Source organism: Cytobacillus sp. (genome assembly GCF_032154635.1).
GTDB lineage: Bacteria > Bacillota > Bacilli > Bacillales > Cytobacillaceae > Cytobacillus.
Window position 1 is genome coordinate 16,982 of record NZ_JALDXW010000026.1, and the last position, 26,068, is coordinate 43,049.

Sequence of the window (26,068 nt, forward strand, 5' to 3'; positions counted from 1 at the left end):
GAAACATTGAATCTATCCATATAAATATAAAAATTACTATACTTGGAAAAATTACAGAAAACAAATTCTTCATAGACATCAATCCTTTCAGTAAAATTTTTCACAGTCAATTGAAATTAAAAACATTAAAACTATTACTTTCTAAATTATTATGTAAATGGACTAGTCCTTTGTTTATTTTAAAAATCTATCTTTCAGTGTAATTTTACACTAAAAAGTCGAAAAGTCAAATAATGTATTGTTAAATATTTCATATTTAGAAACCACAAACTTTACGAAAACAGCCTTTAAGAAAGATACAACTTCAGATATATGAGTTGGATTTGCTAATGTTTGTTGCATCTTTATCCTCCCTCGTAACACTTTTTAAGAAATAAGGGATTTATATATCTCTCCTATAATCCCCTTTAATTGATGAACGCCTAATTCTGCATTCGTCATGATAACGGCACCTTTTTCTAATTGTGGAAATGCAAACATCATACATTGGAATCCTACTCCCCAATCCTTAGATGAAATTTCTAATTCTTTATCAGAGCCTTCAAGAAATACACCTAGTCCCGTCCAACTTTTTCCTCTTTGAGAAGTTATCATTTCTTTTGCTAAACTTTCTGAAATACCGGTTTTACTTTCTCCTTTAAGAGCATTCATTAACTCAAGAACGAATGAAGCCAAATCTAATGAAGTTGTCCATAGTCCAGAAGCAGCTGGATAAGGATATAAAGGATATTTTCCATCCACTAATTCACCATTTTTGTTATGACCACAAGAGAATTCATTTTTTTCCATCTCTAATGGCTTAAATATGAACTCATTTACCACTTGATAAAATGGGTTTTTCGTTACATCTTCAATTAGTTGTTGAATAACGCAGAAACCTGCATCTGAATAGTGGAATTCACTCTCTGGCTCGCATTTTACTGCAATAGGAACTTTACAATAAGGAGTTTTGAATGGAATATTTTACTGCTAATAATAATGGGATCATAATTTGTGGCAGTAAAATGATTATCTATGTATGAAAAATGCAGATTTACAACGCTAAGCACATTTTCGAGACAATGGTCTTAAAGAAACTAATGAGACCATTGTCTCGGAATTAAAATGGGATTCTCCTAGCAAATTAATATGTTCCCAACCGCAAGATCTTATCCCAATGGTTTCCATAGGTAGTTTCGTTAAAAATGATTTCGATGCTTAACTAAGAATAAGCTGAAGTTTTTGTCGAAAAATTTTATAGTTAATAGCATTTACAAAAAATAGAAAAAGAATTATCATGACAGTAGTGTCATATGACACTACTGTCATTTACTTGGAGGGATGATCAGGATGCCAACACAAACCTTCTTTAATTTATCTGAAGATAAAAAAAAACTAATTATAGATGCCGCAGTGGATGAGTTTTTTGAAAACGGATATGAAAAAATGAGTATAGCTAAGATGATTAATAAAGCTAGAATTCCTCGAGGGAGTTTTTATCAGTACTTTGAGGATAAGCAAGATCTTTATACATTTATTATCATCAATATCGTTGGTAGTAAAAAGCATTCTTATTTTGAAAATAGTAATTTTGATAAGATGAAATTCTTAGACATAATGAAGGAGCTATTCGTAAGTGGAGTCAATTTTTATAAGGATGAACCTAAGCTAGCCTCAATTGCAACAGAATTTCTCAATATCAAGGATCTCGAGTTGAAAAGGAATATTCTTGGAGACAGTCAAAAGTTAGGTCATGAATTTTTTAAAAATCTTATAGAAAATCGAAAAAGTCGCGGGGAAATTTCAAAGGATATTGACACGGAAATGCTAATTTATTTTATTAATACAATCAACTCTTCTTTTGTGGAGTATTTTATTGAACATAAGAATCTAACAATTGAGAACAATGATTTATTAATTTATTTGGATAAAATGCTCTTTCTTTTAAATAATGGACTTCAGTCTAATAAATAGAGAAAGGTTGAATAGAATATGTCTTTAAAGAAGTATGATAAAAAGGTGGCCGTTATATTTGCTATTCTAACTATGCTATTTTTTATAGCTGCAATTACAAGCAGGGATTTTCTTGATTGGTCGTTTACTCGGCACCAAAATCAATTAAGCTGGTATATTAGACCACTTTTTCTAATACCTTTTTGCTTTTTTGCTTTTAAGAAAAGTTGGGCTGGAATCTCGATTACTATTTTCTGTATATTCACTAGTATGTTCTGGTTTCCTGAACCTCAATCGGTGAACAAGCAAGTCGAACAATTTTTGGCATACGAGATTGATTATTTAACTGGTGACTGGAACGTTGCAAAGATTATGATGACTCTTTTAGTCCCAATATCCCTGTTCTTATTAGGTATGGGATTTTGGAGGAAAAGTTTATGGATTGGCTTATCTGTTCTTATTATGATAGCGATTGGAAAAATAATGTGGAGCATTCTGTCTGCGGGTGAATCTGGTAATTCTATTATAATTCCTGCCATAATAGGGCTACTTATTTGTGTGGTATTAATCTATTGGGGTTATAAGAAATTAGGTGAACGGGACAAAACGATTAGTAAATAAATATAAATTATGAAAAATCCTTACTTTTTTGGAGTTTTACACTGTTCACCTTACTTATTTTCAGTAAAAGAATGCTTTTTAGAGTGAAAAATCCCCTTCCTCAGCATTAAGTAAATCGGGTTGAAAAATTCTCCATCGCCATCGTGAAAAGATTGAAACGAAGGAGGGGGTACAGCTTCGAACTCGGGAAAAAGAGGGGAAAATTACCACGAACGAGCTGACTTTTCATGGATTACGGTATAACTACGTCCAAGATCGGGTCCAAAGGGAACTAGATAAGGGATTTTCATTAGATCAAGGAGCAAGTAGGGGGATGCAAAAATAGGGGCAATTTAGTTTAACAAGGAATGATACACTTATGTTTAAAAAAGTAATTAGGGGAGAAAAAAATGGAACCATTTTGGGAAAGGGCGTATTTGGATGATGAAGTTGAGACATTTGGAAAGCCAAGCGAAGAAGTTATAAATGTAAGCAAACATTTAAACAAAAATTCAAAAATACTTGACCTAGGTTGCGGGGATGGTAGGCATGCAATCTATTTGGCAAGACTGGGACACATCGTGGATGCCATAGATATTTCAAAAGCAGGGATAGATAAAATTAACCGTATTAAAGAAAAACTTAATTTAACGAATTTAAAAGGATTTATAGGAGATGCAACAAACTACGAATTTAACTGTACATATGATTTAATTATCTCACATGGATTGTTTCATTTTATCGAAAGGAATAATTGGGCAAATATTATTCATCGTATGAAAACAGGAACTCAAAAAGGTGGATACAATATCGTTACAGTTTTTACGGATGAGGTCGAAATACCAGAAGATTTAAAGCCTTATGTTAAAGGTATATTTCATGAGGGTGAATTAAAAAAGCTATATTTTGATTGGTCAATAGAAATGCACCGTTCTTATCAGTTCGAAGATGAACACGATAATAATATTAGGCACTGTCATGCAGTAAATAAAATTGTTGCAAGAAAGATATAAATAGAGCAATTAATAATAGACTCGGTTTATTATCATATCAACAATGTATAGAACCATTCATAAACAATAAAAAACGAACAAATGCCAAACCATTAATCTATATGGGTTTGGCATTTTTAGTAACTTCATATAGTTTCGATTTGTTTACCTGCTGAATAAGTTATTTTTAATAATTGTCTTTGAAATTATAAGTAGAACCATTAGGTGAAATTTAGGTTTTATTATGATCACAACAAATTTGTTGATCTTTATCTATACCTTTTATCATTGCATACTTATTACCCCATTCACACATTGTGTTTCATACTGGTACAAAGGATCTTCCTAGATCAGTTAGTGCAAGTAAGTCACCTAATGGGAATAATATTCAAGCTACTCGATACTTAATTATTGATGATCCAGACTTAAGAAATTTATTACTGCCTATAGCTTTTAATCAACAACAAGTGATAGAAGCTTCAACGTTAATTTTTATGTTGGGTGATTATCAGGCATTTGACAAAGGTAATATTATTAAGATAGGAAGAAGGCTTTCAACCAGGTAAGAAAAGGGATTCGTTTCAAGAACTATTTGAAACAAATCCCTTTCGCATTTGTATTAATTTTTTCCATCAGATAATTTTATTGCTTCCATATATAATACTTCAATAAATTTTTTGATGTTAACTCTTAGAGGCATCATGTTACCGCTAGACTTACCTTCAATCTCAAGCATCTTCATCCGTATAACGGAATAATCAAAGAATGTTGAGGCATATAATTCAAATTTAGGGTTTGTGTAATCAGTCAATCCTAATGCAGCGACATGCTCTAAGGCACGGTGAATAATTCTCCTGACCCGTTGCTCACAGGCCTTCATTTCCCGCTTTAGAGAACTTACATCATTTTCTTTCTCCAAAAGATTTTCTGCAACCTTTTCAAACAATGTTTTTAATGGTGGAAATGGAGTACCATCATTATGTTTTTCTAATGAATACAAATACTTAATAATGGCTAACAAATCCCGATATCCGCAATCCCCAACGATTCCTAAATCCAATAATATCGATTTTCCAGAAGAAACAACCAGCATAGCTGGATCCTCCTGTTCTTTGTGGACCATGCCCTCTGTTTGAAACCCTGCCAATGATTTTAGTGAATCTTGGATATTAATAATCGATTTCTCCCTTAAATAATGTTCCGTGACTTTTTTAATCACAGTAACCACTTCATATTTATTAATTGGCTTTGTTATGTAATATTCAATTCCAAGTGAATATGCTTCTGCAACCATTTCTTTCGCATCTACTTGAGAAATCATGATCGTTTTCCCTTTAAATAGAGGACCAAGTTCACGAATCGTTTCGATGCCGTCTCGCTCAGGCATTAATAAATCGATTAGCAAAATATCAATTTCTTTGACAGAAAGAAGTTCACTGCTTATCTCAATTCCATCTTCTGCTTCACCTTTGACAGTCCCCAAATCTTCTTCTTCAATAATCTCAGATAGCATGGCACGAATAGAATATGAGTCGTCTGCAATAAAAAATTTCATTTTGTCACCCGCTCTGATTAATATTCCTTATTGGCAGTTGAATAATGAAAGTTGTATTACTCAGTAATTTATCTGTACTTAATCGTATCTCTCCACCTAGATTCTCGATAACTTCCTTAACATGAGACAGCCCAATTCCATTGGATGATTTTCCGCTAGAATCATATTTTGTTGTATATCCTGGCTGAAAAATTAAATTCCTGCATTTCAGCGGTATACCGGGACCGTTGTCACTGACTTGAATTTTGATATTGTCATGTACCCTCTCTATCAAAATGAAGATGGATCCTGTATCTTTAATAGCTTCAACAGAATTAGTTACGAGATTGTTAATAACAGAGAGCACCATAAAGGTGTGATATTGACCGTGTCCTCCTTGAATATCTACTAAAATCTCAATCGTTTTTCCAAGCTTTTGAGCATACTTTTTATTACACTCAACAACTACCTCGATAATTTCTTCTAATCTCATTAAATCAGTCAAATTTTCTTTTACTTTAAGTTTAGATAAGCCAGCATAAATCCTTTGATGATCTTTCTTGATTTCATGAACCTCACCCGCAATCTTCAATGCCGTTTTCGCATGCGATTGGCAGCCTCCTTTTTTTAGTCCCCGATATAGAAAATAGCAGGATTGTGTAATATTCTCTGCATTTTTCATCGATTTCTTTACTTGCACCATTTCAACGAAAAGATTCGAGACTAGCAGCAGCATCTCTTCGTTCCGTTTTCTTTGTATTCCTTCTGCTATCTTCGCTTCCCGTAAGATAAAAAGATTAATAAAACCTAAAACAAAAAAGCTGCGAATAAACGCAATCAGACTGATCGTAGCAAAGGTTGACAAAGTAAATGGCGCATTTGAAAAGATCACTCTGAAGGATATTTCAATAATACTTGCGATAATTTCATTTACGATTCCAAATAAACCTATAAGAAGCGGTTGAGTGTAATATTTTCTTAAACCGAACAGTTGAAAAAACAACCCGTACCCTACATAGTAAAAAAACACTGGAAAAATGTGAGTGAACGATTCCCCCCATATATCTCCTGTTCCATGAAGTGTTAACAGCAGCATACGAAAGAAAACCACTGAAATCCCGACTGATAAACCAGCGCTAATCGGATTGATTTTTTTACATATCAATAGAAAAAAGAAAAACATTGGTGTTCCAAGACTAACTCGGATATCAGCTTCAACTGGGTAAAACTTCAACTCTCCACCTAATGACACAGCAAATATCAGCAATAAATAAGTAAGTAGTTTGTCCTTCATCTTATTTTCTTCCTTCTAGGAAAAATAGTGTTGTAGTCACCCTTATTGTAATGGATTGATTTTTTTTTACCGGATGTAAATATGACAAATTTTTGTATAGAAGAACATTTTTTAATAAAAAATAAAAAAATAAGATAGTTAGATTCTGTAGATTTCAGTAGGGCGCAATTTATGATGAATTCAACATAAACGTTACTAAGAATACAGAATGGGATTTGCATTATACGTTTATGTTCAGTATTTCACAAATTTAATTATAAAGGGTGGTGACTAATAAATAACAGTCATTTTTATAAATCTTCATCAATTTTTATAAATTGAGCAAACCTGCAATGAGTTCTATTAAATTGGAGGAAATCAAAATGACATTTTGGATTCAATTCCTAATTTTGCTGGCGTGTATTTTTATTGGTGCACGACTTGGTGGTGTTGGTCTTGGAGTAATGGGTGGCGTTGGCCTTGCCATTTTAGTATTCATATTTGGCCTACAGCCTACAACTGCACCTATTGATGTAATGCTGATGATTTTAGCCGTTATCACTGCAGCTGGCGCGCTCCAAGCAGCTGGTGGGATGGAATATTTAGTTTATCTTGCTGAAAAGTCTCTTCGTAAAAATCCAAAGCGTATTACGTTTGTTGCTCCAATCGTTACTTATTTATTCACGCTTTGTGCAGGAACTGGCCATGTTGCTTATTCTGTTCTGCCTGTTATTGCGGAAGTAGCACGTGAGTCAGGGGTAAGACCTGAAAGACCAATGTCGATTGCTGTTATTGCTTCACAGCAGGCGATTACGGCAAGCCCAATTTCAGCTGCAACCGTAGCACTGGTTGCACTATTAGCTGATTTTAAAATTGATTTAATTGATATTTTGATGATTTGTATCCCTTCTACGTTTATCGCATGTATGATTGCAGCATTTGTTTCTAGCAAAATGGGGAAAGAGCTAAATGAAGACCCAGAATATTTGAGACGCCTTGAGCAAGGGCTAGCACCAATTAAGAAAGATAAAAAAGAGTATATAGCTACAAAAGGGTCAAAATTATCTGTTGCGCTTTTCCTATTAGGAACTTTACTAGTCGTATTATTAGGGTCATTTGAAAAGTTACGTCCAGGCTGGACGATTGATGGCGTGTTCACACGGATGTCAATGCCTGCATCGATTGAGATCATTATGCTAACGATCGCAGCTTTAGTTATTATTTTTTGCAAACCGAATATTGAAGAAATTGTTTCGGGCAGCATTTTCAAAGCGGGAGCAACTGCAGTTGTGGCTATTTTTGGTATAGCCTGGATGGGTGATACCTTCTTTAACGGTAATATTGAAATAATTTCTGGCTCTATTTCTAGCCTTGTGACTCAAGCACCATGGCTTTTCGCTATAGCATTATTCGCTTTATCTATCTTGCTTTATAGCCAAGCAGCAACAGTACGGACACTAATGCCACTTGGAATTTCATTAGGGATAAATCCAGCTTTATTAATTGCAATGTTCCCTGCAGTGAATGGATACTTTTTTATCCCTAACTATCCTACAGTCGTTGCTGCCATTAACTTCGACCGAACAGGCACGACAAGAATCGGTAAATATATTTTGAATCACAGCTTCATGGTACCTGGATTAGTCGCGACTGTTTTAGCTGTTGGTATTGGAATTCTACTAAGCATGATTGTTTTATAAGAAAATACATGGACTCTTTGTCCAAATGAAACAAGGCGTTAAGAGAAGCTAGCAATACATGTTCAATAAATTATACTTTCGCATCAATTTAAATAAGCCATAAAATCGGCAAAAAACAGTGGAGATGATTATTGTGATAAACACAGATCAGTTTCGTATTGAGAAAGACTTTTTAGGTGAAAAGCAAGTTCCTGCAAATGCATACTATGGAATTCAAACATTGAGAGCAATTGAAAACTTCCCGATCACTGGATACCGAATGGATGAGGCACTGATTAAAGCGATGGGAATCGTAAAAAAATGTTCAGCCCTTGCAAATGCGGAAATTGGACAGTTGAATGGTGAAATTGCTGAAGCTATTGTAAAAGCGGCTGACGAAGTTATAGAAGGGAAGTTATCAGATCAGTTTATTGTCGACCCGATTCAGGGAGGTGCCGGCACTTCCATTAATATGAACGCAAATGAAGTCATTGCAAACCGCGCTTTGGAAATATTAGGAGAGAATAAAGGCTCATATAGCATTATAAGCCCTAACTCTCATGTGAATATGGCTCAATCAACTAACGATGCTTTCCCGACTGCTATTCATCTTTCTACATTGGCATCTTTAGAGGGACTTCTTGAGGTAATGGAAGGGCTGCATGAAGAATTCTTACATAAAGCTCAAGAATTCGACGGTTTTATCAAAATGGGACGCACACATCTACAAGATGCTGTACCTATTCGACTAGGGCAGGAATTTGCAGCGTATGCCCAAGTTCTAAAAAGAGATATTAAACGCATTCAAGCATCAAAAGAAAATTTACATGCAATAAATATGGGGGCAACAGCAGTTGGAACCGGTTTAAACGCTGATCCGAATTATATAGAGAAAGTAGTACGAAAAATAGCATACTATAGCAACCTCCCTATTACTGGAGTAGAAGACCTGGTAGACGGAACCCAAAATACAGATTGCTATATAGAAGTGTCTTCCGCTTTAAAAATATGCATGTTAAACATGTCAAAAATAGCAAATGATTTAAGGCTGATGGCTTCTGGCCCTCGCTGCGGACTAGGGGAAATTAACCTCCCAGCTCGTCAGCCAGGATCATCTATTATGCCTGGTAAAGTAAATCCTGTTATGGCTGAAGTGTTGAATCAAAGTGCCTTCCAAGTAATAGGGAATGATACAACAATAAGTATGGCGACTGAAGCTGGTCAATTTGACCTAAACGTTATGGAGCCTGTCATTGTATTTAACTTATTACAATCAATTAAGATCATGAAAAATGTCTTTCATGTCTTCCGTGAATATTGTTTAAGCGGGATTACAGCAAATATTAATCAGATGGAAGCTTACGTGAATAATAGTGTGGGTATCATTACAGCTATTAATCCGCACGTTGGTTATGAGACTGCTGCATCTATTGCTAAAGAAGCCATTATGGAAAAAAGAGCAGTGAGAGACATCGTACTTGAAAGAGGAATATTAACAGAAATAGAGTTAGATACAATTCTAAATCCATTCGAAATGACTCATCCGGGCATTTCTGGAAGAGAATTGCTGAAGACAAAAGAAAAAGCGAAAGATGCAGTTTTAGTTTAACTGATTAAATGTATAACGGGGTGAGGTTCACCTGCCTCCTCCCCGTTTCTATTAATTAATATGAAATAACAATCTATGAAAATTTTTATAAGTTTTGGCTATGTTAGTATACAGTGCTTTTTTAAAAAGTTTTATAGATATGGAGGCATTCTTCATGTTCAAATATGATGTTGTTGTAGTTGGTGCTGGTGGAGCTGGAATGATGGCAGCTCTTTATGCCAGTAAAGATCCAAGCTTAAAAGTAGCAGTCCTTAGTAAAATATTCCCCACCCGTTCCCATACAGGGGCAGCTCAAGGCGGAATCAATGCAGCTATGGGTAATCGTGATAATAGCGATTCTGCTGAAAAGCATTTTAGAGATACAGTAAAGGGCAGCGATTTCCTTGCAGATCAAGATGCTGTCGAGTTTTTCACCACTCATATGCCGGAACTTATATCTGAGCTTGATTATATGGGGGTTCCGTTCTCTCGCGATATAAATGGAAAGGTTGCACAACGTCCTTTCGGCGGTGCATCAAGCCCAAGAACCTGTTATTCCGCAGATAAAACAGGACATGTCATTCTCCACGCTTTATATGAACAATGTTTAAAGAATCATGTTCGCTTTCATAATGACTGGTATTTACTATCACTAGCAGTTGATAACGGTCATTTTGAAGGGTTAGTTGCAATGGATATCCGTACAGGAAATGTCCATGCTATCCAAGCTAAGGCAGTAGTTATTGCAACAGGAGGCTATGGCCGTGTGTACTGGAGCAGAACAACGAATGCGATTAATATGACAGGAGATGGAACAGCAGCATGCTTTGACATTGGAATTCCATTAAAGGATCCAGAATTTGTTCAATTCCACCCAACCGGTCTTGCTTCTACAGGCGTTCTTTTATCTGAAGCATGTCGAGGTGAAGGCGGATATTTAATCAATAAAGACGGCGAACGATTTATGGCACGCTACGCACCAGATAAAATGGAGCTCGGGCCGCGTGATCTCGTTTCACGTTCGATTGAAACAGAAATTAAAGAGGGGAGAGGTTTTGGTGATGGGATGGGTTCTTACGTATTAATGGATTTACGGCACCTAGGCGAGGAAAAAATTATGGAACGTCTGCCGCAAGTTCGTGAATTAGCAATGGACTTTGAAGGTGTCGACCTCGTTAAAGAACCTGTGCCAATACGACCTAGCTGCCACTACATGATGGGCGGTATCCATATAGTAGATCACAAAACTTGCGCTACACCTATCGAAGGAATTCATGCAGCTGGTGAATGCTGTGCAGTTTCCATTCACGGTGCTAATCGATTGGGGGGCAATTCAGTTGCCGACGTCGTTTTATTTGGAAAATATGCTGGACAAGGTGCGCAGCAATCAGCAAAAAAACGATCATTTACTTCGACAGCGAAACTGGAGCTAGAGAAAATAAAGTGGACTGAAAAATTCGATTTAATCCGCAAGAAAAAAACAGGAATCAATATGTTTGAAATTCGTGACAAGATGGCTGAAACCATGTGGTACCATGTAGGAATTTTCCGTACAGAAGACGAGATGAAACAAGCTTACCTCACGATTGAAGACCTGCTCGAGCGGTTCAAGGATGCTTATATTGGCGATTCCTCCGAATCCTACAATATGGCATTCATAAACTATGTTGAAATCAGCAACCTGTTAAAACTCGCAAAAGCAGTAACATTGGGGGCAATCAATCGAAAAGAGAGCCGCGGTTCTCATTCGAGAGGAGATTATCCAACTAGGGATGATGAAAATTTCTTAAAGCATACGCTGATTTATAACGAAGGAGAATATTATCGCCTAGAATATAGCCCGGTCACCATTACGAAATATCAACCGGAGGAGCGAAAATACTAATGAGAACGATACATTATAAAATCAAACGATTCGACGGGAAAAGAGAATGGTATCAAGACTATCAATTACAATACGAAAAAGGCAAAACGATTCTGTGGGCCCTAACAGCAATACGTGAACAATTAGATCCAACGCTTGTTTTTACATCCGCTTGTCGCCACGCGATTTGTGGCAGCTGTGCAATTAAAGTCAATGGAAAGTCATTTTTGGCTTGTAAAACATCACTTGATGAAGTATTAGAAACCTTCAAATCCGACAATCTTGTATTTGAACCATTAAGTAATTTTGAGGTTATAAAAGATCTCGCCATTGCTTGGGAGCCAAAGATGGAAAAAATGAAGCAGGTGAAACCTTGGATAATTCCGTCAAACAAAGGCAATGCCGAAAGAGGATTTATCCAAAGTGAAGATGATTTTCACGAAATATCCTCTCCAACAGACTGTATTCTTTGTGGGGTATGTACATCAGAATGTAACCAATTAGCTGTTAATGACGGTGCTTATTTAGATCCATTCATTTTAAATCGAGCCTATCGTTTTTCCGTAGATTCAAGAGACTGTGCTCCAGAAGAGCATATTCGCCCAGTATATGAAAATGAGCTTTGGAAATGCATACACTGTATGCAATGTATATCAAGCTGTCCGAAAGGAATACCATTAACAGACGAGATTGCCTATTTGAGACAGGAATCCATCAAAATTGGCGAGGTCAATAATCAAGGTGCAAAACATGCTTTTGCCTTCTATGATGACATTCGGAATAAAGGTCGTTTAAATGAAACAATGCTTCCAATTAAGACGGACGGATTGATAAAAACAGCCACAACTAAAATTCCTTTTGCCCTACGTATGATCAAAAAAGGAAAAATTAATCCATTTCATATGCCAAAAGCTATTGAAGGTATTAAAGGCGTAAAGGAAATTTACAAATATGCCGAGGAGGTCAAACACCCATGAGATACGCTTTTTTCCCAGGATGCACATTAGAATCAGCTGCAGAGGAACTCATGATTTCGACAATGAAGGTTGCAGAGGCCTTAGGAATTGAATTAATTGAGCTAAAAGGCTGGACATGCTGCGGAGCAAGCCATATTCAAGATGTAGATGATTTTTTAGCCACCTCCATCAATGCTCGTAATATTGCTCTAGGAGAGAAACTGGGTGTTTCGAAAATTATCACGGTTTGTAATACATGTACACTAATGCTTCGTACTGCAAAGGCTAAGCTTGATCAAAATAAAAATCTGCGTGCTATGGTGAACGAAGGCTTAAGAAGTACTGGTATGCAATATAAAGGCAACGTCGAAGTAACCCATCTGCTGTGGGCATTAATTGAAGATTACGGCCTTGACCGCTTGAAAGAAAAAGTAAAGCGTCCGCTAACAGGCTTGAAGGTAGCAAATTTTTATGGCTGTCATATCCTAATGCCACCGAAAATTATGGGGTTCGAAAATCACATGAACCCTCAATCAATGGAAATGATTGCTGAAGTACTTGGAGCTGAAAGTGTAAAGTTTGACCAACGTCTAGCATGCTGCGGATTTCATGCTGTCTTTCCAGCAGAAAAAGAGGTAATGAAATTAACAGGAATGAACTGTTTGTCACCAAAAGCTTCTGGTGCTGATTGTTTAATTACTCCATGCCCATTATGCCAGATGCAGTTAGATGCTTATCAGCCAGATGCACAAAAAGGTTTCTCTAAAGATATTACAATGCCTGTACTCCATCTGCCACAATTAATCGGTCTCGCTCTTGGATTTTCACCACAGGAGCTTGCAATCCAACGCCATGTGGTCGATGCTATTCCTGTATTAACCGAAAATGTATTAGTTTAAAAATTGTATGTTTAATTTCGTAGATTGAAATTAGTAATATCACTGCACTACCGAGTAGATTCCTCCTGTGCTATTTTCGATCAATCTATTACTGGAGACGAATGGCATGAAATATATTTATCAAAAAAATGCAAAACTTGTTGGTCATATTGAAGAAAAAATCCTTTGTCTATTAAATAGTAAGGATGACTGGATTCATGACCAATATCGTGAAAGCTTCATTATCCATGGTACTATTTATTCATCCAATATGCCTTTTCACCCACAGTCTATTTCGGTTACAGGCTATTTCCAAGATGAAGAGACAGGAAAATGGATTAAAGTTAAAAATGGGGTTGCAATTCTCAACTCTGAAGACCCTTCTATTAGTTGGAAGATGAGTTTTGAAGACCTTGTCTCGATCCATTTTAAAACAGGTAAATATATAAAGCTAAAGCATCCTATTAACCCTAATTTAAAGCGAATACGGAACTTTAATTAAACTTGCCCCCCACCTATTCTGATCTAAACTATCAGTTTTATATCTATATACATTCAAAAACCAGACTCCCATACGCTAAAGGAATCTGGTTTTCATATGTAAAGAGATATATTATTTCTTCATTCATTTTCCACGAGTTACTATCGAGTACCAAATGAATGTCCTGTTTTGAAAATCCGGCTATTTTTATCATAAATTTTTTAAAATCTCTGTTCGCCGAAATTACTTTAGTTCTTCGTTTAATAAAATCAACACTGGACAATATATAAAAAACACATTTAAAAACTTTCTTCTGTCATTTGAATCCGGTTAGGAAGCTTTTTTTCCTTTACTGCTTGCAAAAATAAAATATACAGGAGTGGGAAAAGTGGTTAGAGATAAAAGTACAATCATTCATATTTTATTGCTGCTGCTTGTTGTTTCAGTTTTTATATGGTCAGTTATTCGGCCAGCCGGATACTTAATATGGACAATGGAAGTGCTTCCTGCCGTTGTAGTACTTGTTATTGTAATTGTTACCTATAATAAGTTTCGTCTTACCACGCTATCTTATGTCATTATTGCCATACTATTAATTACTATGTTCATTGGCGGACATTATACGTACTCAAAGGTTCCTCTTTTCAATTGGATAAAAGATTATTTTGATCTAAATCGTAATCACTATGACAGGTTCGGGCATTTCTTGAAGGGGTTATTTGCAATTGTGATAAGAGAAATTTTAATAAGAAAAACACCGCTAGTAAGAGATCCATGGTTATCTGCAGTTACATTAAGTTTTTTACTTTCTATTGCAGCTTTATATGAAATTATTGAATGGCTTGCTTCAAAAATGACAAAAGGCAAAAAAGCATCAACAGAATTTTTAGGGACACAGGGTGATGTTTGGGATTCACAGTGGGATATGTCATTAACATTGGTGGGTTCTATATTAGCACTAATCATCTTTTCAAAGTTACAAGACAAGCTGTTAGAAAAAAAACGATAATGGCTGGCATTATTCACGAGTCCATCCAGCCATCCTCTTTTTAACTCGTTTTATCGTCTAGTAGACTTGATAAATATAAATATCAAGTGTCTTCCAAGCATAAGGTCGTCACTTAGGGTAAGAATCCATTTTGAAAAAAACTTAATCAAGATGGATTCTTTTTTAGCTTATTTAAATAAATACATAAGAGATCGTTCACCCATTACTTATGAATTGAATGAAACCCCATTAAATCTTTTATTTTCACTGTGTTTTCCTTTGACGTTAACATTTCGAGCAGCATAAATGCAACTTCAAAAGCTGTACCAGGATTAGATGAGGTAATAATATTTTCGTCACAGACAATTCGTTGATTCACAACCTGCACTCCGTATTGTTTTAATTGTTCTAACCGCTTGCTAGTTGGATGATTATAAGTAGTCGCCTTTCGATTTTGTAAAACACCGCTATGCGCAACCATTAAAGAGGCTACACAAATCGAGGCAATCGGCTTTTTACGAGAATCGAAATACTGGATTACTTTCTGAAAAGACTCACTAAATGCGTCTTCGTAAAATCCAGCTTCTTCAAATCCGCCAGGAATCGCCAGTGCATCAAATTCATCTAAAATGATATCATCTAATTGCTTTTCAGGTGTTACTTGAAAATTCCATGTACATTGCAGTTGAGGATGTAGCCCTACAGTAGTTACTTCCGTAGAACCGTCGCCTTCCCACTTGTTCCAGCCTAGTACATCTGTGAAGACACTCGCTTCTACAGCTTCAAACCCATTTGCTAATAGTAATAATATTTTTTTCAATTTGAACGCCTCCTTTACACTAAATTTTAAATAAGCAAGTCTTACAAATACAGAATGCAAAAAAGGGAATTTCATATATTTACTTTTATTTTCCTTGAAAAATCGTTTATATTATTAATAAAAAAAGGTGATACCATGGATCACGTTGATTATGAAATATTAAAATTGCTTCAGCAAAAAGCGAAGATGTCGATGAAGGAAATTGCTTCTCATGTTCACTTATCGGCACCTGCTGCAGCAGAACGAGTGAAAAAATTAGAGGACAGGCAAGTCATTGAAGGATATCAAGCTAAAATAAATTTGAATAAGCTTGATCGGCCAATCGTTGCACTGATTCTATTTAAATCGGCGGATTGTAAAAATCTTGCTCAATTTTGTCATTCACATCCAGATGTGATCGAGTGTTATCGGGTAGCTGGAGAAATTAGTTATATCGCTAAGGTAGCGACGAAATCAGTTGAAACATTAGAACAATTTATTGATCAGGCGATGCCCTTTGCCACCCCATCAACGAATATAGTGTTATCTACTCATGAAAATAATATATTATAACGAAATGATACAGAGGCTTAAAATCAAGAAATGATTCCTGTTCATTACGGAAATGATCTTCTTGAAGCAGCCATTTTAATTATAACGATCTCTCATAAGTTGTCTACGTTCTTTTGCTGACCCATTTTGACGGTCAGCTTTTTGGATTTTCTCTAAGGCTTCATTGGCTAATTTAACGACATGGAATTTATCAATAACGATTTTGGCATGTGGTATCACTGTGGTAACAGCACTCTTATATGGATTCCACATCCATTGCTACAAGTTCAATTTTATCAATGTCTTGGAGCTTTGAAAGGTAACTGATAACAGTATCCTTATTACGTTTCCAGAAGATTGAGCAGTAGTCTCAACTAAGAGTCTATCATCGTATTCATTTTCTTTCATATCCAGAATTTTAAAGTTTGGTAGATTGAGCATATAGTTGTCATTATTTCATTTCCTTTGATGTAATGATCCATTTACTTGTAGGAGTACCGTCAAAAAATGTGGATTTACTACGCTAAGATCATTTTTCTAACGTTTCTCATGTTAAAGTCTCGCAATCATCGTATTTATATTTGATGATCCACGAGACTTATGTGTTTATAATTAACTTACAGGATATGCGAATTCATTCAGAAAATAAGGCACAATACTCCCATGATAGGCTTTTCTTTCCTCTACAAAATGCCTTATCTCTGTAAAAAACACCTCATCTAGCAATGGATATTGCACTGTTCGAACTTGGTCTAAGATTGAGTTATGTTCAATTACTGCATCAACACTTGCAATTAATTGGCCAACAAGTTCTTTGCTTGGTATGATTCCCATAATGTCTTTATATATTTGTGCATCTTCATTTACATCCAACACATGGTAAGGCAATTTCATGTCGATATGGATTCCATCGACAAGGTTCTCCTCATATAACGCTTGTAACTTTTGGAAGTAAATTCCGCTAGTTGTTACAATTATTTTCCCTTCAAAAAATTCTCTTACTCGTTGCAGTAAGTCACGCACTTCATTTAATGGATTAATCAGAAATTCACCACCGCTAAACATTACGGCATCAAATAAAAAACCACTTTTCTTCAAATAGTCATATAAATCATCTGTGGTCTTATATTCCTTTGGTGTGTTAGCAATGATCTCATCATAATTATGGCAGCCAACACAGTGAAGTGGACAGCCTGAGAGCGAATGAATCAATAATGTCGTATGATTAGGTAGATCAGTAAATGTGCGAATAAAGTTATTGTAAAATTTCATTTTGTACACACCATTAATTAGCGGTGAGCTACCTCCTTCAACACATCTTCTTTTAACCGTTTTCTAATCGTCCAATCATTTCTTCTTGCTTTCGACCAAAAGTTATATTTCCCTTCATAATATCCCTTATCATCGACATGTATGCTGTTTCTGGAAATCATTTTCAAATAACCAATAACCCTGCTGAAAGTTGCAATATCTTTTGATTCACAGACTGGGCAATGATGAATGTTCTTGGCATCTTCAGCAATAATTTTCTGACCACAACTCATACAAGCTGTAATAGTTGGTGTCAATGTAATATAATTAATCGGCTTTTCAAATATTTTATCCAAGTATTTTGCTAGGGCTTCCGGTTTTACCTTTGCTTCAAGAAAATGGTGTAAAACACTGCCAGATGTGGCGTACCCTTGGAATTCAGCACTATTTTCCAATTGTTCAAGGAATTCCTCTTCAGAAAATGGAGTCATACAACCACTAGTTAAAAAAGGATTATCTCCTTCACCTTGTACAAAGATTTCTCGATTATTTGCTTTAGCCCATTTAAGGTCATGGCGTGCAAGTTTGATGGCTGCATTTTCTGCAGGAGCATACTCAATTCCACATGCCACTTTATCTCTCACAATAAATTTATTTACAATTTCTGTCATGTATTGCATAATTTTGTGAGCAATCATTTTGCCATCTTTATCTTTAATTCCATCCTTATAACCCAAATTTATGAGACCTTCATTCATGCCAGTAAGAGCGAACACATTAAAATAGTTTTTCAAATCCTTATTAAAGGCAAAAAAGGTTGGGTATAATTCCTTGTTTTGTTCAATCCATTTTCTCTTTTCCATGTGGGCTTCCTGCATGACTTCCATGTATTCACGTATCTTCTCTTTTACGAGGCCTATGTCATGTCCGAATTCTAAAAGTACTCTGTTCATGTTTAAATTAAGCACCTGTACCGCACCTGTGGAACCAGTAGATGATCCAAAAACACCTCCACCGGCTTTAGATAGTGTCTCTAAGTTGATTTGTAATCTGCAACAGAGGCTTCTACTTACTTCTGGATCTTTTGCTTGAATGAGTGGATTTAAAGCTTTGTAATAAGGATCTTCAAACGGCTTTGTTTTAAAGTTCTCAAAATATACACCACCCCAATGATACATTTTATCCAAGAGTTCGATAAATAATGGGTTTTGGTAATCAAAATGATCATCAATTTGTACGGTTAATAACGGGAAAGTAAACGGAATCCCATTGCTACCTGTCCCATTTTTCATCACATCAATAACAGCTCGGTTTATACGGTCAAAGTAAGTTGCTGGTATATCCTTATACTGTATATCCCTTCCCTCACCACCGATTACGATATATTGATCTTTTATTTCTTCAGAGGGTTTCCCAAATTCTAATGTAATATTGGAGAAACTACTTTGTGCTCCAGATCTAAGTGGCATATTTAGTTCCCATATCAGGCTTTGAAACAGTTCTATGAGTTCTTCATTCGTGTATGTAATGCCATGACTTTCCTCATCAAACAAATATGAGGCTGCAATGGTTGATAATTGTGCAAGCATTACTGCACCTGAGACTTGCTGTGATACTAATGTAACAATATTACTAAAATGCCGTAATAGTGTTGATACCCGCTTTGCTGGTTTGGAAGAGATCATATTTTTTGCAAGTGATGGAATACCTTTTGAAGCAATGTCCATGCAGCTAATGGATACACAATATGGTGCAAGCTGCTTATCGTGTACATAGACAATTCCCTCATCATATAACTCTTTTATTTTCGGTGGGAGAATATGATTAAAAAGAAACTCTTCCTCAGCATGATTTGTTAAATTATGCCTTAACAGTGGTAAGGAATAAACATAATTACTGTTTTCATGCCTAAGATAATCTGTTTGCTTGCTTTCTTGTTGCGATGTAAACTTGTCGATAATATCAATCGTATGTTGGAACATGCACAAACCTCTCCTTTAGACTTTTAAATGATGTATCTTGTTCATTCTTTACCACCTTAACACAATATATAGTATTATCAGGTGATAAAAATCACTACATATCGTTTTGTTTAAGAAAAAGGTTTGATGCCGTACCCCGGAGAGGGCAGTCTAACAGGATGAAAATATACTCTGACTACTCTTACCTTCAGAAAAAAATAGCACCATTATTATATTCTGATAAAGGCAAAAAAATGTTGAAGAACTATAAACAAAATCTAGGAGTCATAAATTTTGGATGGTTTTCAACTAGAAAATGGGCATATTGTTATTAATTTACGGCACCCCTATAGCCATAATCGGGGTTTTTTTGAAGTCAAGAATCCAGTCTGAACATATTGATGAACAAAAGGAAATACATGGATGGATTATACTTAATAAGATGATTAAAATAAAATGCAAATGTTGCAGGGGGTAAATTAGGGCATCATTGTGCGTTTTATATTTAGAGTATTTCATACCAACCAGCCTGAAACATGCTTATACAAGTAGGAAGTGAACAGTTTGCGGACGGGATCAAGTCCCACGGGCGCTATTCTGAAATAAGGATAGCGTCTTTCTTAATCAAAAGGGCCATTTAATTGAACAACCGCTCTAAAGAAATCTAGATATTCATGTTAAAATATGGATAGAGTTTTGAAGTAATGTACCTAAAATCTTGGGCAGGTTAGTTCCATAATAGGAGTGGAAAGAGTGAATAAGAAAACACTTAAATACACAATAATCGGGATTATTTCTTTTTTTTTGATTTTGTTCGGATTTTACTACTTAATTATAAGGGTTGGGCAAGGAGAATTTTATAAGTATGAGAATGGTGTGACAATAGAAATTGATAATTTAAGCAAACAAGAAATAACGGATTTAAATTTCTTTTTTTCATTTGATCCTACCTATGATGTGCATCAGGGTTTAGGTAGTGTCAATAAATTAGAACCTGGAGAAACCACTAGAATATATAGCCGTCATATAAATGGCGCTGGTAGTGATCGGAGTTTATATTTGCAATATCCCATTAACAAGATTGAGACACATGTTGAAACCCTTGCTTATTTACCTTCTTATAGACCTAGTAAGGTAGTAGTTTTATTAGATGTAACTGGAATTGATAATAAGGGGAAACTTTTGTTTAGAGTAAGAGGGTTTGAAGATCTCTTTGGCCAATATGAATTTGATTTGACATCCAATTAAAGAAGGAGTTTTAAAGGGGGAGCTTTAGTTAAATCCCTATCTTCAACAATCCATTTTGATCAACTAATTTTCAAAATGGATTGTTTTTATTTATCATAAAATGTAGTTTACGAAGGCATTTTAATCAAACTTTATTTTAAAACGACAATATTCGTCATGCATACTTTGCATAACTCCTTATTTTTTATGACGTTTCTTGATTTAGGTCTTGATAAGGTAGTTTCTATAATGTACTTCCTGAATATGAACAAATGATTATAAAAGGGGGGATGCAAACCAATAGGTTGATTTGCAGGGTCTTATATGACACAAATAAAAAATAATACTAACTTACAGGCAATTCAACAACAAAGGTAGTTCCTTCATTTTCCTTACTATTCACATGAATCAGACCGCTATGCAGTTTAACAATCGCAGCAACAATTGATAGTCCCAATCCTGTTCCCTCAACTGAACGCGTCCGTGCGGTATCTACTCGATAAAAACGATCAAAAATTCTTTCCTTCTCTTTATCATCCAATCCAATCCCCGTATCTTCAAAAGTTACCAATACCGATTTTTCTTTCTCTTCAATCGATATTTCAATACTGCCATTCGATTTATTATATTTGATGGCGTTAGTTAACAGATTGTCCCAAACCGTATGAAGTAAAGACGAGTCCCCAGTGATTTCTACATCCGGTAATGTAAACCCGAGCGTAATCCCATTTTGCCCTATTTGCCACTGATAGTTTCGTACCAGTTCCTTAATTTGCTTCCCAACATTAAATGGCTTTCTTTTCATAATATCCTCATCACTATCTAACGAAGCAAGAAGTAATAATTGTTTCGTTAATGTAGAGAGCCTATTAATTTCCCCATTAATGATAGAAATGTAATTTCTTTTTTCTTCTGTACTTATTGATTCATTTTCCAACAGGTTTGTATACCCTTTTATATTGGATAGAGGCGACTGTATATCATGAGAAATATTCGAGATGAACTCTTTCCTCATATCATCCATTTGCTCCAGTTTACTGGCCATTCGTAAAAAACTATATGAAAGTTCTCCTAACTCATCATGACGGGTAATATCAAGATCAACATTGAAATTACCATAAGAGAGTGATTTTGTGGCTGTTGTAAGTTTTGAGATTGGATTAACTAAATATTTTGTACTAAAAATAACCATAACGATACTCAGAATAATCGTTAATGCTAGTAGCCACCCAAATAAAATATGCATCTCGTTAAAAAGGAGTTTAATGTCCGGTCTAAGGAAAAGAGCATACTTTTCCTCGTTATGTGTTAACGGTACACCTATCGTATTCTTCAATTCATTTGCAAAAAAACCTGTGACAAATGTTTCCTGTGGGAAATTTAGAATACCATGAAAAATATCACCGTTTAATACTTGCTCCTTAGTGGAAGTAGACAGAGTATTTTCCCTAAAAGGTGCACCAAAATAAATTTCCTTTCCAGAATTGTCAACCAAGAAAATTTGGTACCCCATGGAGGAGATATTATCCAAATACTCTTTAAGATTTATATTGGGATGGTTTTTGGTAAATTCAGCAATATCTAATGCAATTTTTGTGTTTTTTTGATCATTATAAGGTTTTAACTTTTGCTGATAATACGTATTGGAGATTAAAAAAGCAAAGATCCCACTAAAAATCATAATTCCAATGGTAATCACTACAAACTTTACATACAAAGATCTCATCTGCGCTTTGCCTCCAGCGAATATCCAACCCCACGCACTGTCTTAATTTGAAAATCATCCGTCAATTTAGAAAAACGTTTCCTTAATCGTTTCACATGAACATCTACAGTTCGTTCATCCCCTTCATAATCCAAACCCCAAATATGTACTATTAGGTGATCGCGAGAAAATACTTGTATAGGATTTAAAGCCAGAAAATACAGTAGTTCGAATTCTTTTAAGGGTAAAAGGATAGTTCGATCCCCAATTTGAACCTCATAGTTTTTTTTATTTATAGTTGTACTCCCTAAGCGAATAATAGACTCATCTGATTGTTTATCATATCGTCGCAATAAAGCTTCTATTCTAAAGTTTAATTCTCTTGGTTCAAATGGCTTGACCAGATAATCATCCGTCCCTGATCTGAATCCTTCTTCTTTATCCTCAATTTGATTCTTAGCTGTTAAAAGGATAACTGGAATATCATATTTCTTTCGAATCTCCCTTGTTAATGCATAACCATCCATAAAAGGCATCATCACATCCACTACTGCTAAATCACATGCTTCTCTATTAAGAACTCTTAATGCTTCAGTGCCGTCTTGTGCTTGAATTACTTTATACCCAGCTTCGGATAAGTGGATATTTACTAGCTGTAAAATATTGATATCGTCATCTACAATTAGAATAGTTGTCATTTTGTATTCTCCTATTAAGCAAAATATTAGTTTTCTGTTTCAATTAAAAATACATTTAATAAATCATAACAAATAAACAGCCCCGTAAACATGTGTAGGCTGTTCATTTACATTTTACTAATATTCATACATTATCTAGTATTTGTAGAAATTTAATCTCTACTTTGCAAAACCATTCCATCACTCATTTTGATGACATGGTCAGCATATGAAAGCATTTCTTCATCATGGGTAACCATTAATGTAGTAATATTCAACGCTTTAGTTAAACCTCGAATTAATGACATAACATCTTTAGACCTTTTTGAATCTAGACTTGCAGTCGGTTCATCAGCAAATAGAACTTTAGGTTTATGGATTATTGCACGAGCGATTGCAACTCTTTGTTTCTCCCCACCTGATAATGAAGAGGGGTAAGCATTTTTCCTATGGTCCATTTCAACTAATTGTAGAATTTTATTAACTTCTGCTTTTCTTGCTTGTTTGCTTAATGCTGATTCAGACACATCTAGCATTAGCATTAGTTGTTCTTCTACTGTGAGAAAAGGAACAAGGTGTGCAAATTGAAATACAAAACCAAATTTACTTGCTCGTACTTTTCGAACTTCCTCGGAACTCATGGCAGCCATATTTTTGCCTTCAAATAGTATGTGTCCGTTTGATGCTGGCTGAAGTCCGGCAGCTATTGTAAGGAGTGTACTTTTACCAGAGCCTGATGCACCCACTAATGCTGTTACCTCTCCTTCTTTAAGAGAAAGGTTAATTCCTTTTAGTATTTCTTCCTCTACTTCACCATTAGTAAATGTTTTTCTTACTTCATCAAGTGTAAAAATTGTCATATCAAGCCTCTCCTTGTTGGATTGCTTGTAATGGTTCTATTTTTTTGATTTGTATACCTGAGAGTGTAGCTCCAATAAAACCGATAATTAGGAATACTATAGATAATTGTGATGTTGTTTCAATGGTTAAATGGAAAGGCATTCCTTTAGGTGCAATCATATTAAAAACTTGGCTAAGTGAAATAGACATAATAAGGGCAATTATTGTAATATAGAGCATTTGTGTCCACATCATTTTGAATAGTCTGCTTGTTTTTATGCCAATTGCTTTTAAAATACCGTATAAACCAATTTTTTGAACGTTCATCATGTAGAAAAAAATAGCAAATAACATTCCACTAATGACAACTAAAAACCAAACAATCATATTTAAAGACATTTGTTCTGCGTTATAACTTGGAATTGAATGGAGAAAATCTTTATTTGAAAATGATTGTAATCCCATAAATTCTTTAGAAGAATCTTCTCCTGGGATGAAAATTAATTGCATTTCCATAACTCGATAAATTTCTTGATAATTCTTTATGTTTATATAAGCAACAGGGGCATGACTATATTTCTTTTGATCAACAAAGCCCTTTACTATAAACTCACCACTAAATTGATTATTAGTTAAGGTATCTCCAACCTTTATACCTTTATCCTCCAATGAGCGATCTAATATAATTTCCCCCTCTTTCACATTTTTAAATAACTTTGAATCAGTGGATGTAACAAAGGCGACGCTTTGCTGTTTGTCAGCTTCATCATTTAAGAAACCCATTTGAATCGAGAATGCTACAGCATCTTTTTGTTTGTTTAATATTTTATCTTGTATACTGCTATCTATTCTTGACAGATTATAAGTTTTATCTGCATCTTTATTCATATAAAATTGTCCTTCTGGTAAATCTTTAATTAAGGCAGCATTGTCTTGTGATAGACCATTTGCTAAACCAGAAATAATAAAAGTAAGTAAACTAACAAGAAAAACAATTGAACCTAAAATCAAAAATCTTACTTTATTTTTCTTGATTTCTTGCCAAGCCATGTTCATCTTTAATTTCCTCCAATCCCTTCTTGACATCCATAGTTTATAAATCAAATATGAACGGAAGATGAACAGTAATTTACATTTAAAGTGAATTTGAAATGATTTTGAATGAACAATGAGTAGTTGTTACTTTATTGGAGAACCGAGATTATTATATATGTGAACAAAAGCGCCTATTTCTGTTACATGGTTTGAAAATGATTGTGAATAAATATACTTAAACAAACGGTTAGCTTTACTTCAATAGCGATCTTCAATCGAAAATTAAACTACTATATTTATAACCCCATCCTAAATTAGAACGGGGTTATGCTTGTTTAAGCTTTTAAAATTAATGAACTTTTTTCATTTTATCGATAAAAGGGAATGCGGTTCAACTAGCTAGATGTTTAAAAGCCCTTGATTATTCTTTAGCTTTTATACACTTAATCGGTATACCAGAAGTAGCTATTTAGTTAATACTATTAGAAATCACAACTAACTTCCACGCCTCTGGTTGGTCAGTGTTTCTTAAGGCAAGTACAGCAGTGCCTCTTATTGAAGCAACGAAGCTCGATAAAAGATATTAACTCAACTTATTTTTTAAAGCATAAGTCTGCTGCCTAATAAATAAAGCATAAGCTTTCCAAACGGAAAACTTATGCTCTACGTCACAACAAAAAATAAAAAACCACCAAATATGTATTTGGTGGAGACGGAGGGAGTCGAACCCTCGTCCAGAAATATCGGCACTTAAGCTTCTACGAGTGTAGTCGACATATTCGTATTTCGCTGAACCCTTCTGCCTATCGACAGGCGTCCAGTCAGCTAGTCTGGTTGTTCTCTTCCATCTTCCTCAGACGGTGGAATCCGGCGTAGCCCACTTAAAGTGAGTCCGTTACCCTACCACATGGGCAATGGAGGGACGAACCGCTAAGCGCTATTAAGCAGCTAAAGCGAAGTTGTTTTGTTGTTTGCCAGTTATAGGCTTTGACGTTTTAACGAGGCCGATCCCCTCGACTCGCAACCTAAGCTCGAACTATCCCTGTCGAATCCGTAGCGTCCCCATTGTAAAAAAATCGGCGGCGAATCTCTTCGTCAACGAAAGTCGTCAGCATCCTCACGTACAAATTACGTACGCTCCGGTGCTTCCTCAATCGTTTCCTCGCCCTTCTTGCCGCTTTTTTCCAATGATGTGTAGCGAATTTTTCACGCTGACGACATCCGGAATGTTCAAGTAGCTGAGCCTGTTACTGTCA

Annotated in this window: 24 protein-coding genes and 1 other RNA gene; 12 read left to right on the forward strand and 13 right to left on the reverse strand. The window is 35.3% G+C overall.

Annotation, left to right across the window (positions count from 1 at the left end; all coding sequences use genetic code 11):
* Nucleotides 1–210: 210 nt before the first annotated feature.
* Both RUH74_RS16755 and RUH74_RS16760 read right to left on the reverse strand, forming a co-directional pair.
* Nucleotides 211–342 carry a hypothetical protein gene (locus RUH74_RS16755; RefSeq protein WP_313802023.1) on the reverse strand — a complete coding sequence of 44 codons (132 nt, stop codon included), beginning with the start codon at nucleotides 340–342 and terminating at the stop codon, nucleotides 211–213.
* 24 nt (nucleotides 343–366) lie between these two features.
* Nucleotides 367–960, reverse strand: a complete 594-nt coding sequence (locus RUH74_RS16760) for a serine hydrolase domain-containing protein (RefSeq protein WP_313802098.1) — start codon at nucleotides 958–960, stop codon at nucleotides 367–369.
* 369 nt (nucleotides 961–1,329) lie between these two features.
* Between RUH74_RS16760 and RUH74_RS16765 the strand changes: the two genes are divergently transcribed.
* The 3 genes from RUH74_RS16765 to RUH74_RS16775 all read left to right on the forward strand — a co-directional run bounded on the left by RUH74_RS16765 (nucleotide 1,330) and on the right by RUH74_RS16775 (nucleotide 3,545).
* The gene (locus tag RUH74_RS16765; protein ID WP_313802025.1) at nucleotides 1,330–1,953 is read left to right on the forward strand and encodes a TetR/AcrR family transcriptional regulator; all 624 of its coding nucleotides are present in this window, start codon (nucleotides 1,330–1,332) and stop codon (nucleotides 1,951–1,953) included.
* Nucleotides 1,954–1,971: 18 nt separating this feature from the next.
* Nucleotides 1,972–2,553, forward strand: a complete 582-nt coding sequence (locus RUH74_RS16770) for a hypothetical protein (protein ID WP_313802027.1) — start codon at nucleotides 1,972–1,974, stop codon at nucleotides 2,551–2,553.
* A 389-nt stretch (nucleotides 2,554–2,942) separates the two neighbouring features.
* Entirely contained in the window at nucleotides 2,943–3,545 is a 603-nt protein-coding gene (locus tag RUH74_RS16775; RefSeq protein WP_313802029.1) for a methyltransferase domain-containing protein, read from the forward strand.
* A 598-nt stretch (nucleotides 3,546–4,143) separates the two neighbouring features.
* Here the strand turns inward: RUH74_RS16775 and RUH74_RS16780 are convergent.
* Together RUH74_RS16780 and RUH74_RS16785 are read right to left on the reverse strand one after the other, a co-directional pair.
* Nucleotides 4,144–5,079, reverse strand: a complete 936-nt coding sequence (locus RUH74_RS16780; RefSeq protein ID WP_313802031.1) for a response regulator — start codon at nucleotides 5,077–5,079, stop codon at nucleotides 4,144–4,146.
* Nucleotides 5,080–5,083: 4 nt separating this feature from the next.
* Nucleotides 5,084–6,352: a sensor histidine kinase gene (locus tag RUH74_RS16785; protein WP_313802033.1), complete on the reverse strand. Its 1,269-nt coding sequence runs from the start codon at nucleotides 6,350–6,352 to the stop codon at nucleotides 5,084–5,086.
* Between the two features lie 362 nt (nucleotides 6,353–6,714).
* Here RUH74_RS16785 and RUH74_RS16790 point away from each other — a divergent pair, with 362 nt between their 5' ends.
* From RUH74_RS16790 to RUH74_RS16820, 7 genes are all read left to right on the forward strand, one after another.
* The gene (locus RUH74_RS16790) at nucleotides 6,715–8,031 is read left to right on the forward strand and encodes an anaerobic C4-dicarboxylate transporter family protein (RefSeq protein ID WP_313802035.1); all 1,317 of its coding nucleotides are present in this window, start codon (nucleotides 6,715–6,717) and stop codon (nucleotides 8,029–8,031) included.
* Nucleotides 8,032–8,155: 124 nt separating this feature from the next.
* The gene (gene aspA, locus RUH74_RS16795) at nucleotides 8,156–9,619 is read left to right on the forward strand and encodes an aspartate ammonia-lyase (protein ID WP_313802100.1); all 1,464 of its coding nucleotides are present in this window, start codon (nucleotides 8,156–8,158) and stop codon (nucleotides 9,617–9,619) included.
* Between the two features lie 154 nt (nucleotides 9,620–9,773).
* The gene (locus RUH74_RS16800) at nucleotides 9,774–11,483 is read left to right on the forward strand and encodes an FAD-dependent oxidoreductase (protein ID WP_313802037.1); all 1,710 of its coding nucleotides are present in this window, start codon (nucleotides 9,774–9,776) and stop codon (nucleotides 11,481–11,483) included.
* Entirely contained in the window at nucleotides 11,483–12,439 is a 957-nt protein-coding gene (locus tag RUH74_RS16805; RefSeq protein WP_313802039.1) for a succinate dehydrogenase/fumarate reductase iron-sulfur subunit, read from the forward strand. The genes RUH74_RS16800 and RUH74_RS16805 overlap by 1 nt, the downstream gene beginning before the upstream one ends.
* Entirely contained in the window at nucleotides 12,436–13,317 is an 882-nt protein-coding gene (locus tag RUH74_RS16810) for a CoB--CoM heterodisulfide reductase iron-sulfur subunit B family protein (RefSeq protein ID WP_313802041.1), read from the forward strand. The genes RUH74_RS16805 and RUH74_RS16810 overlap by 4 nt, the downstream gene beginning before the upstream one ends.
* A gap of 106 nt (nucleotides 13,318–13,423) precedes the next feature.
* Nucleotides 13,424–13,798, forward strand: coding sequence for a molecular chaperone GrpE (locus tag RUH74_RS16815; RefSeq protein ID WP_313802043.1), 375 nt, complete (start codon nucleotides 13,424–13,426; stop codon nucleotides 13,796–13,798).
* Between the two features lie 367 nt (nucleotides 13,799–14,165).
* The gene (locus RUH74_RS16820) at nucleotides 14,166–14,786 is read left to right on the forward strand and encodes a DUF2238 domain-containing protein (RefSeq protein WP_313802045.1); all 621 of its coding nucleotides are present in this window, start codon (nucleotides 14,166–14,168) and stop codon (nucleotides 14,784–14,786) included.
* A 202-nt stretch (nucleotides 14,787–14,988) separates the two neighbouring features.
* Here RUH74_RS16820 and RUH74_RS16825 read toward each other — a convergent pair whose 3' ends face one another.
* Nucleotides 14,989–15,585 (reverse strand): DJ-1/PfpI family protein, encoded by a 597-nt coding sequence (locus tag RUH74_RS16825; RefSeq protein ID WP_313802047.1) that lies wholly within the window; start codon nucleotides 15,583–15,585, stop codon nucleotides 14,989–14,991.
* A 135-nt stretch (nucleotides 15,586–15,720) separates the two neighbouring features.
* On the opposite strand from RUH74_RS16825, the gene RUH74_RS16830 reads away from it, so the two are divergent.
* A complete protein-coding gene (locus tag RUH74_RS16830) occupies nucleotides 15,721–16,137 on the forward strand; it encodes an Lrp/AsnC family transcriptional regulator (RefSeq protein WP_313802049.1) in 417 nt (138 codons plus the stop codon).
* Between the two features lie 75 nt (nucleotides 16,138–16,212).
* On the opposite strand, the gene RUH74_RS16835 is transcribed toward RUH74_RS16830, so the two are convergent.
* From RUH74_RS16835 to nrdD, 3 genes are all read right to left on the reverse strand, one after another.
* On the reverse strand, nucleotides 16,213–16,389 hold the full coding sequence (locus RUH74_RS16835) for a transposase (RefSeq protein WP_396230079.1): 177 nt from the start codon (nucleotides 16,387–16,389) through the stop codon (nucleotides 16,213–16,215).
* A 339-nt stretch (nucleotides 16,390–16,728) separates the two neighbouring features.
* Nucleotides 16,729–17,388: a 4Fe-4S cluster-binding domain-containing protein gene (locus tag RUH74_RS16840; protein ID WP_313802051.1), complete on the reverse strand. Its 660-nt coding sequence runs from the start codon at nucleotides 17,386–17,388 to the stop codon at nucleotides 16,729–16,731.
* Nucleotides 17,389–17,405: 17 nt separating this feature from the next.
* Nucleotides 17,406–19,349 carry an anaerobic ribonucleoside-triphosphate reductase gene (nrdD, locus tag RUH74_RS16845; RefSeq protein WP_313802053.1) on the reverse strand — a complete coding sequence of 648 codons (1,944 nt, stop codon included), beginning with the start codon at nucleotides 19,347–19,349 and terminating at the stop codon, nucleotides 17,406–17,408.
* A gap of 732 nt (nucleotides 19,350–20,081) precedes the next feature.
* Here nrdD and RUH74_RS16850 point away from each other — a divergent pair.
* Complete coding sequence (locus tag RUH74_RS16850; RefSeq protein ID WP_313802055.1) at nucleotides 20,082–20,576, forward strand: hypothetical protein; 495 nt, start codon at nucleotides 20,082–20,084, stop codon at nucleotides 20,574–20,576.
* A gap of 325 nt (nucleotides 20,577–20,901) precedes the next feature.
* Here the strand turns inward: RUH74_RS16850 and RUH74_RS16855 are convergent, their stop codons facing one another.
* From RUH74_RS16855 to ssrA, 5 genes are all read right to left on the reverse strand, one after another.
* Complete coding sequence (locus tag RUH74_RS16855; protein WP_313802057.1) at nucleotides 20,902–22,281, reverse strand: sensor histidine kinase; 1,380 nt, start codon at nucleotides 22,279–22,281, stop codon at nucleotides 20,902–20,904.
* On the reverse strand, nucleotides 22,278–22,958 hold the full coding sequence (locus RUH74_RS16860) for a response regulator transcription factor (protein WP_313802059.1): 681 nt from the start codon (nucleotides 22,956–22,958) through the stop codon (nucleotides 22,278–22,280). The genes RUH74_RS16855 and RUH74_RS16860 overlap by 4 nt, the downstream gene beginning before the upstream one ends.
* Before the next feature lie 152 nt (nucleotides 22,959–23,110).
* On the reverse strand, nucleotides 23,111–23,797 hold the full coding sequence (locus tag RUH74_RS16865; RefSeq protein ID WP_313802061.1) for an ABC transporter ATP-binding protein: 687 nt from the start codon (nucleotides 23,795–23,797) through the stop codon (nucleotides 23,111–23,113).
* A 1-nt stretch (nucleotide 23,798) separates the two neighbouring features.
* Nucleotides 23,799–24,833 (reverse strand): ABC transporter permease, encoded by a 1,035-nt coding sequence (locus RUH74_RS16870; protein WP_313802063.1) that lies wholly within the window; start codon nucleotides 24,831–24,833, stop codon nucleotides 23,799–23,801.
* Nucleotides 24,834–25,516: 683 nt separating this feature from the next.
* Nucleotides 25,517–25,876, reverse strand: a transfer-messenger RNA (tmRNA) gene (gene ssrA, locus RUH74_RS16875).
* Between the last annotated feature and the right edge of the window lie 192 nt (nucleotides 25,877–26,068).

What these genes read in the sequence shown, in the direction of transcription:
- nrdD (WP_313802053.1), bottom strand. Translation starts at nt 19,349, where the DNA reads ATGTTCCAACATACGATTGATATTATCGACAAGTTTACATCGCAACAA.
- RUH74_RS16855 (WP_313802057.1), bottom strand. Translation starts at nt 22,281, where the DNA reads ATGAGATCTTTGTATGTAAAGTTTGTAGTGATTACCATTGGAATTATG.
- aspA (WP_313802100.1), top strand. Translation starts at nt 8,156, where the DNA reads ATGATTATTGTGATAAACACAGATCAGTTTCGTATTGAGAAAGACTTT.
- RUH74_RS16790 (WP_313802035.1), top strand. Translation starts at nt 6,715, where the DNA reads ATGACATTTTGGATTCAATTCCTAATTTTGCTGGCGTGTATTTTTATT.
- RUH74_RS16770 (WP_313802027.1), top strand. Translation starts at nt 1,972, where the DNA reads ATGTCTTTAAAGAAGTATGATAAAAAGGTGGCCGTTATATTTGCTATT.
- RUH74_RS16865 (WP_313802061.1), bottom strand. Translation starts at nt 23,797, where the DNA reads ATGACAATTTTTACACTTGATGAAGTAAGAAAAACATTTACTAATGGT.
- RUH74_RS16810 (WP_313802041.1), top strand. Translation starts at nt 12,436, where the DNA reads ATGAGATACGCTTTTTTCCCAGGATGCACATTAGAATCAGCTGCAGAG.
- RUH74_RS16805 (WP_313802039.1), top strand. Translation starts at nt 11,483, where the DNA reads ATGAGAACGATACATTATAAAATCAAACGATTCGACGGGAAAAGAGAA.
- RUH74_RS16835 (WP_396230079.1), bottom strand. Translation starts at nt 16,389, where the DNA reads ATGTGGAATCCATATAAGAGTGCTGTTACCACAGTGATACCACATGCC.
- RUH74_RS16815 (WP_313802043.1), top strand. Translation starts at nt 13,424, where the DNA reads ATGAAATATATTTATCAAAAAAATGCAAAACTTGTTGGTCATATTGAA.
- RUH74_RS16785 (WP_313802033.1), bottom strand. Translation starts at nt 6,352, where the DNA reads ATGAAGGACAAACTACTTACTTATTTATTGCTGATATTTGCTGTGTCA.
- RUH74_RS16765 (WP_313802025.1), top strand. Translation starts at nt 1,330, where the DNA reads ATGCCAACACAAACCTTCTTTAATTTATCTGAAGATAAAAAAAAACTA.
- RUH74_RS16830 (WP_313802049.1), top strand. Translation starts at nt 15,721, where the DNA reads ATGGATCACGTTGATTATGAAATATTAAAATTGCTTCAGCAAAAAGCG.
- RUH74_RS16775 (WP_313802029.1), top strand. Translation starts at nt 2,943, where the DNA reads ATGGAACCATTTTGGGAAAGGGCGTATTTGGATGATGAAGTTGAGACA.
- RUH74_RS16870 (WP_313802063.1), bottom strand. Translation starts at nt 24,833, where the DNA reads ATGAACATGGCTTGGCAAGAAATCAAGAAAAATAAAGTAAGATTTTTG.
- RUH74_RS16860 (WP_313802059.1), bottom strand. Translation starts at nt 22,958, where the DNA reads ATGACAACTATTCTAATTGTAGATGACGATATCAATATTTTACAGCTA.
- RUH74_RS16840 (WP_313802051.1), bottom strand. Translation starts at nt 17,388, where the DNA reads ATGAAATTTTACAATAACTTTATTCGCACATTTACTGATCTACCTAAT.
- RUH74_RS16755 (WP_313802023.1), bottom strand. Translation starts at nt 342, where the DNA reads ATGCAACAAACATTAGCAAATCCAACTCATATATCTGAAGTTGTATCT.
- RUH74_RS16800 (WP_313802037.1), top strand. Translation starts at nt 9,774, where the DNA reads ATGTTCAAATATGATGTTGTTGTAGTTGGTGCTGGTGGAGCTGGAATG.
- RUH74_RS16780 (WP_313802031.1), bottom strand. Translation starts at nt 5,079, where the DNA reads ATGAAATTTTTTATTGCAGACGACTCATATTCTATTCGTGCCATGCTA.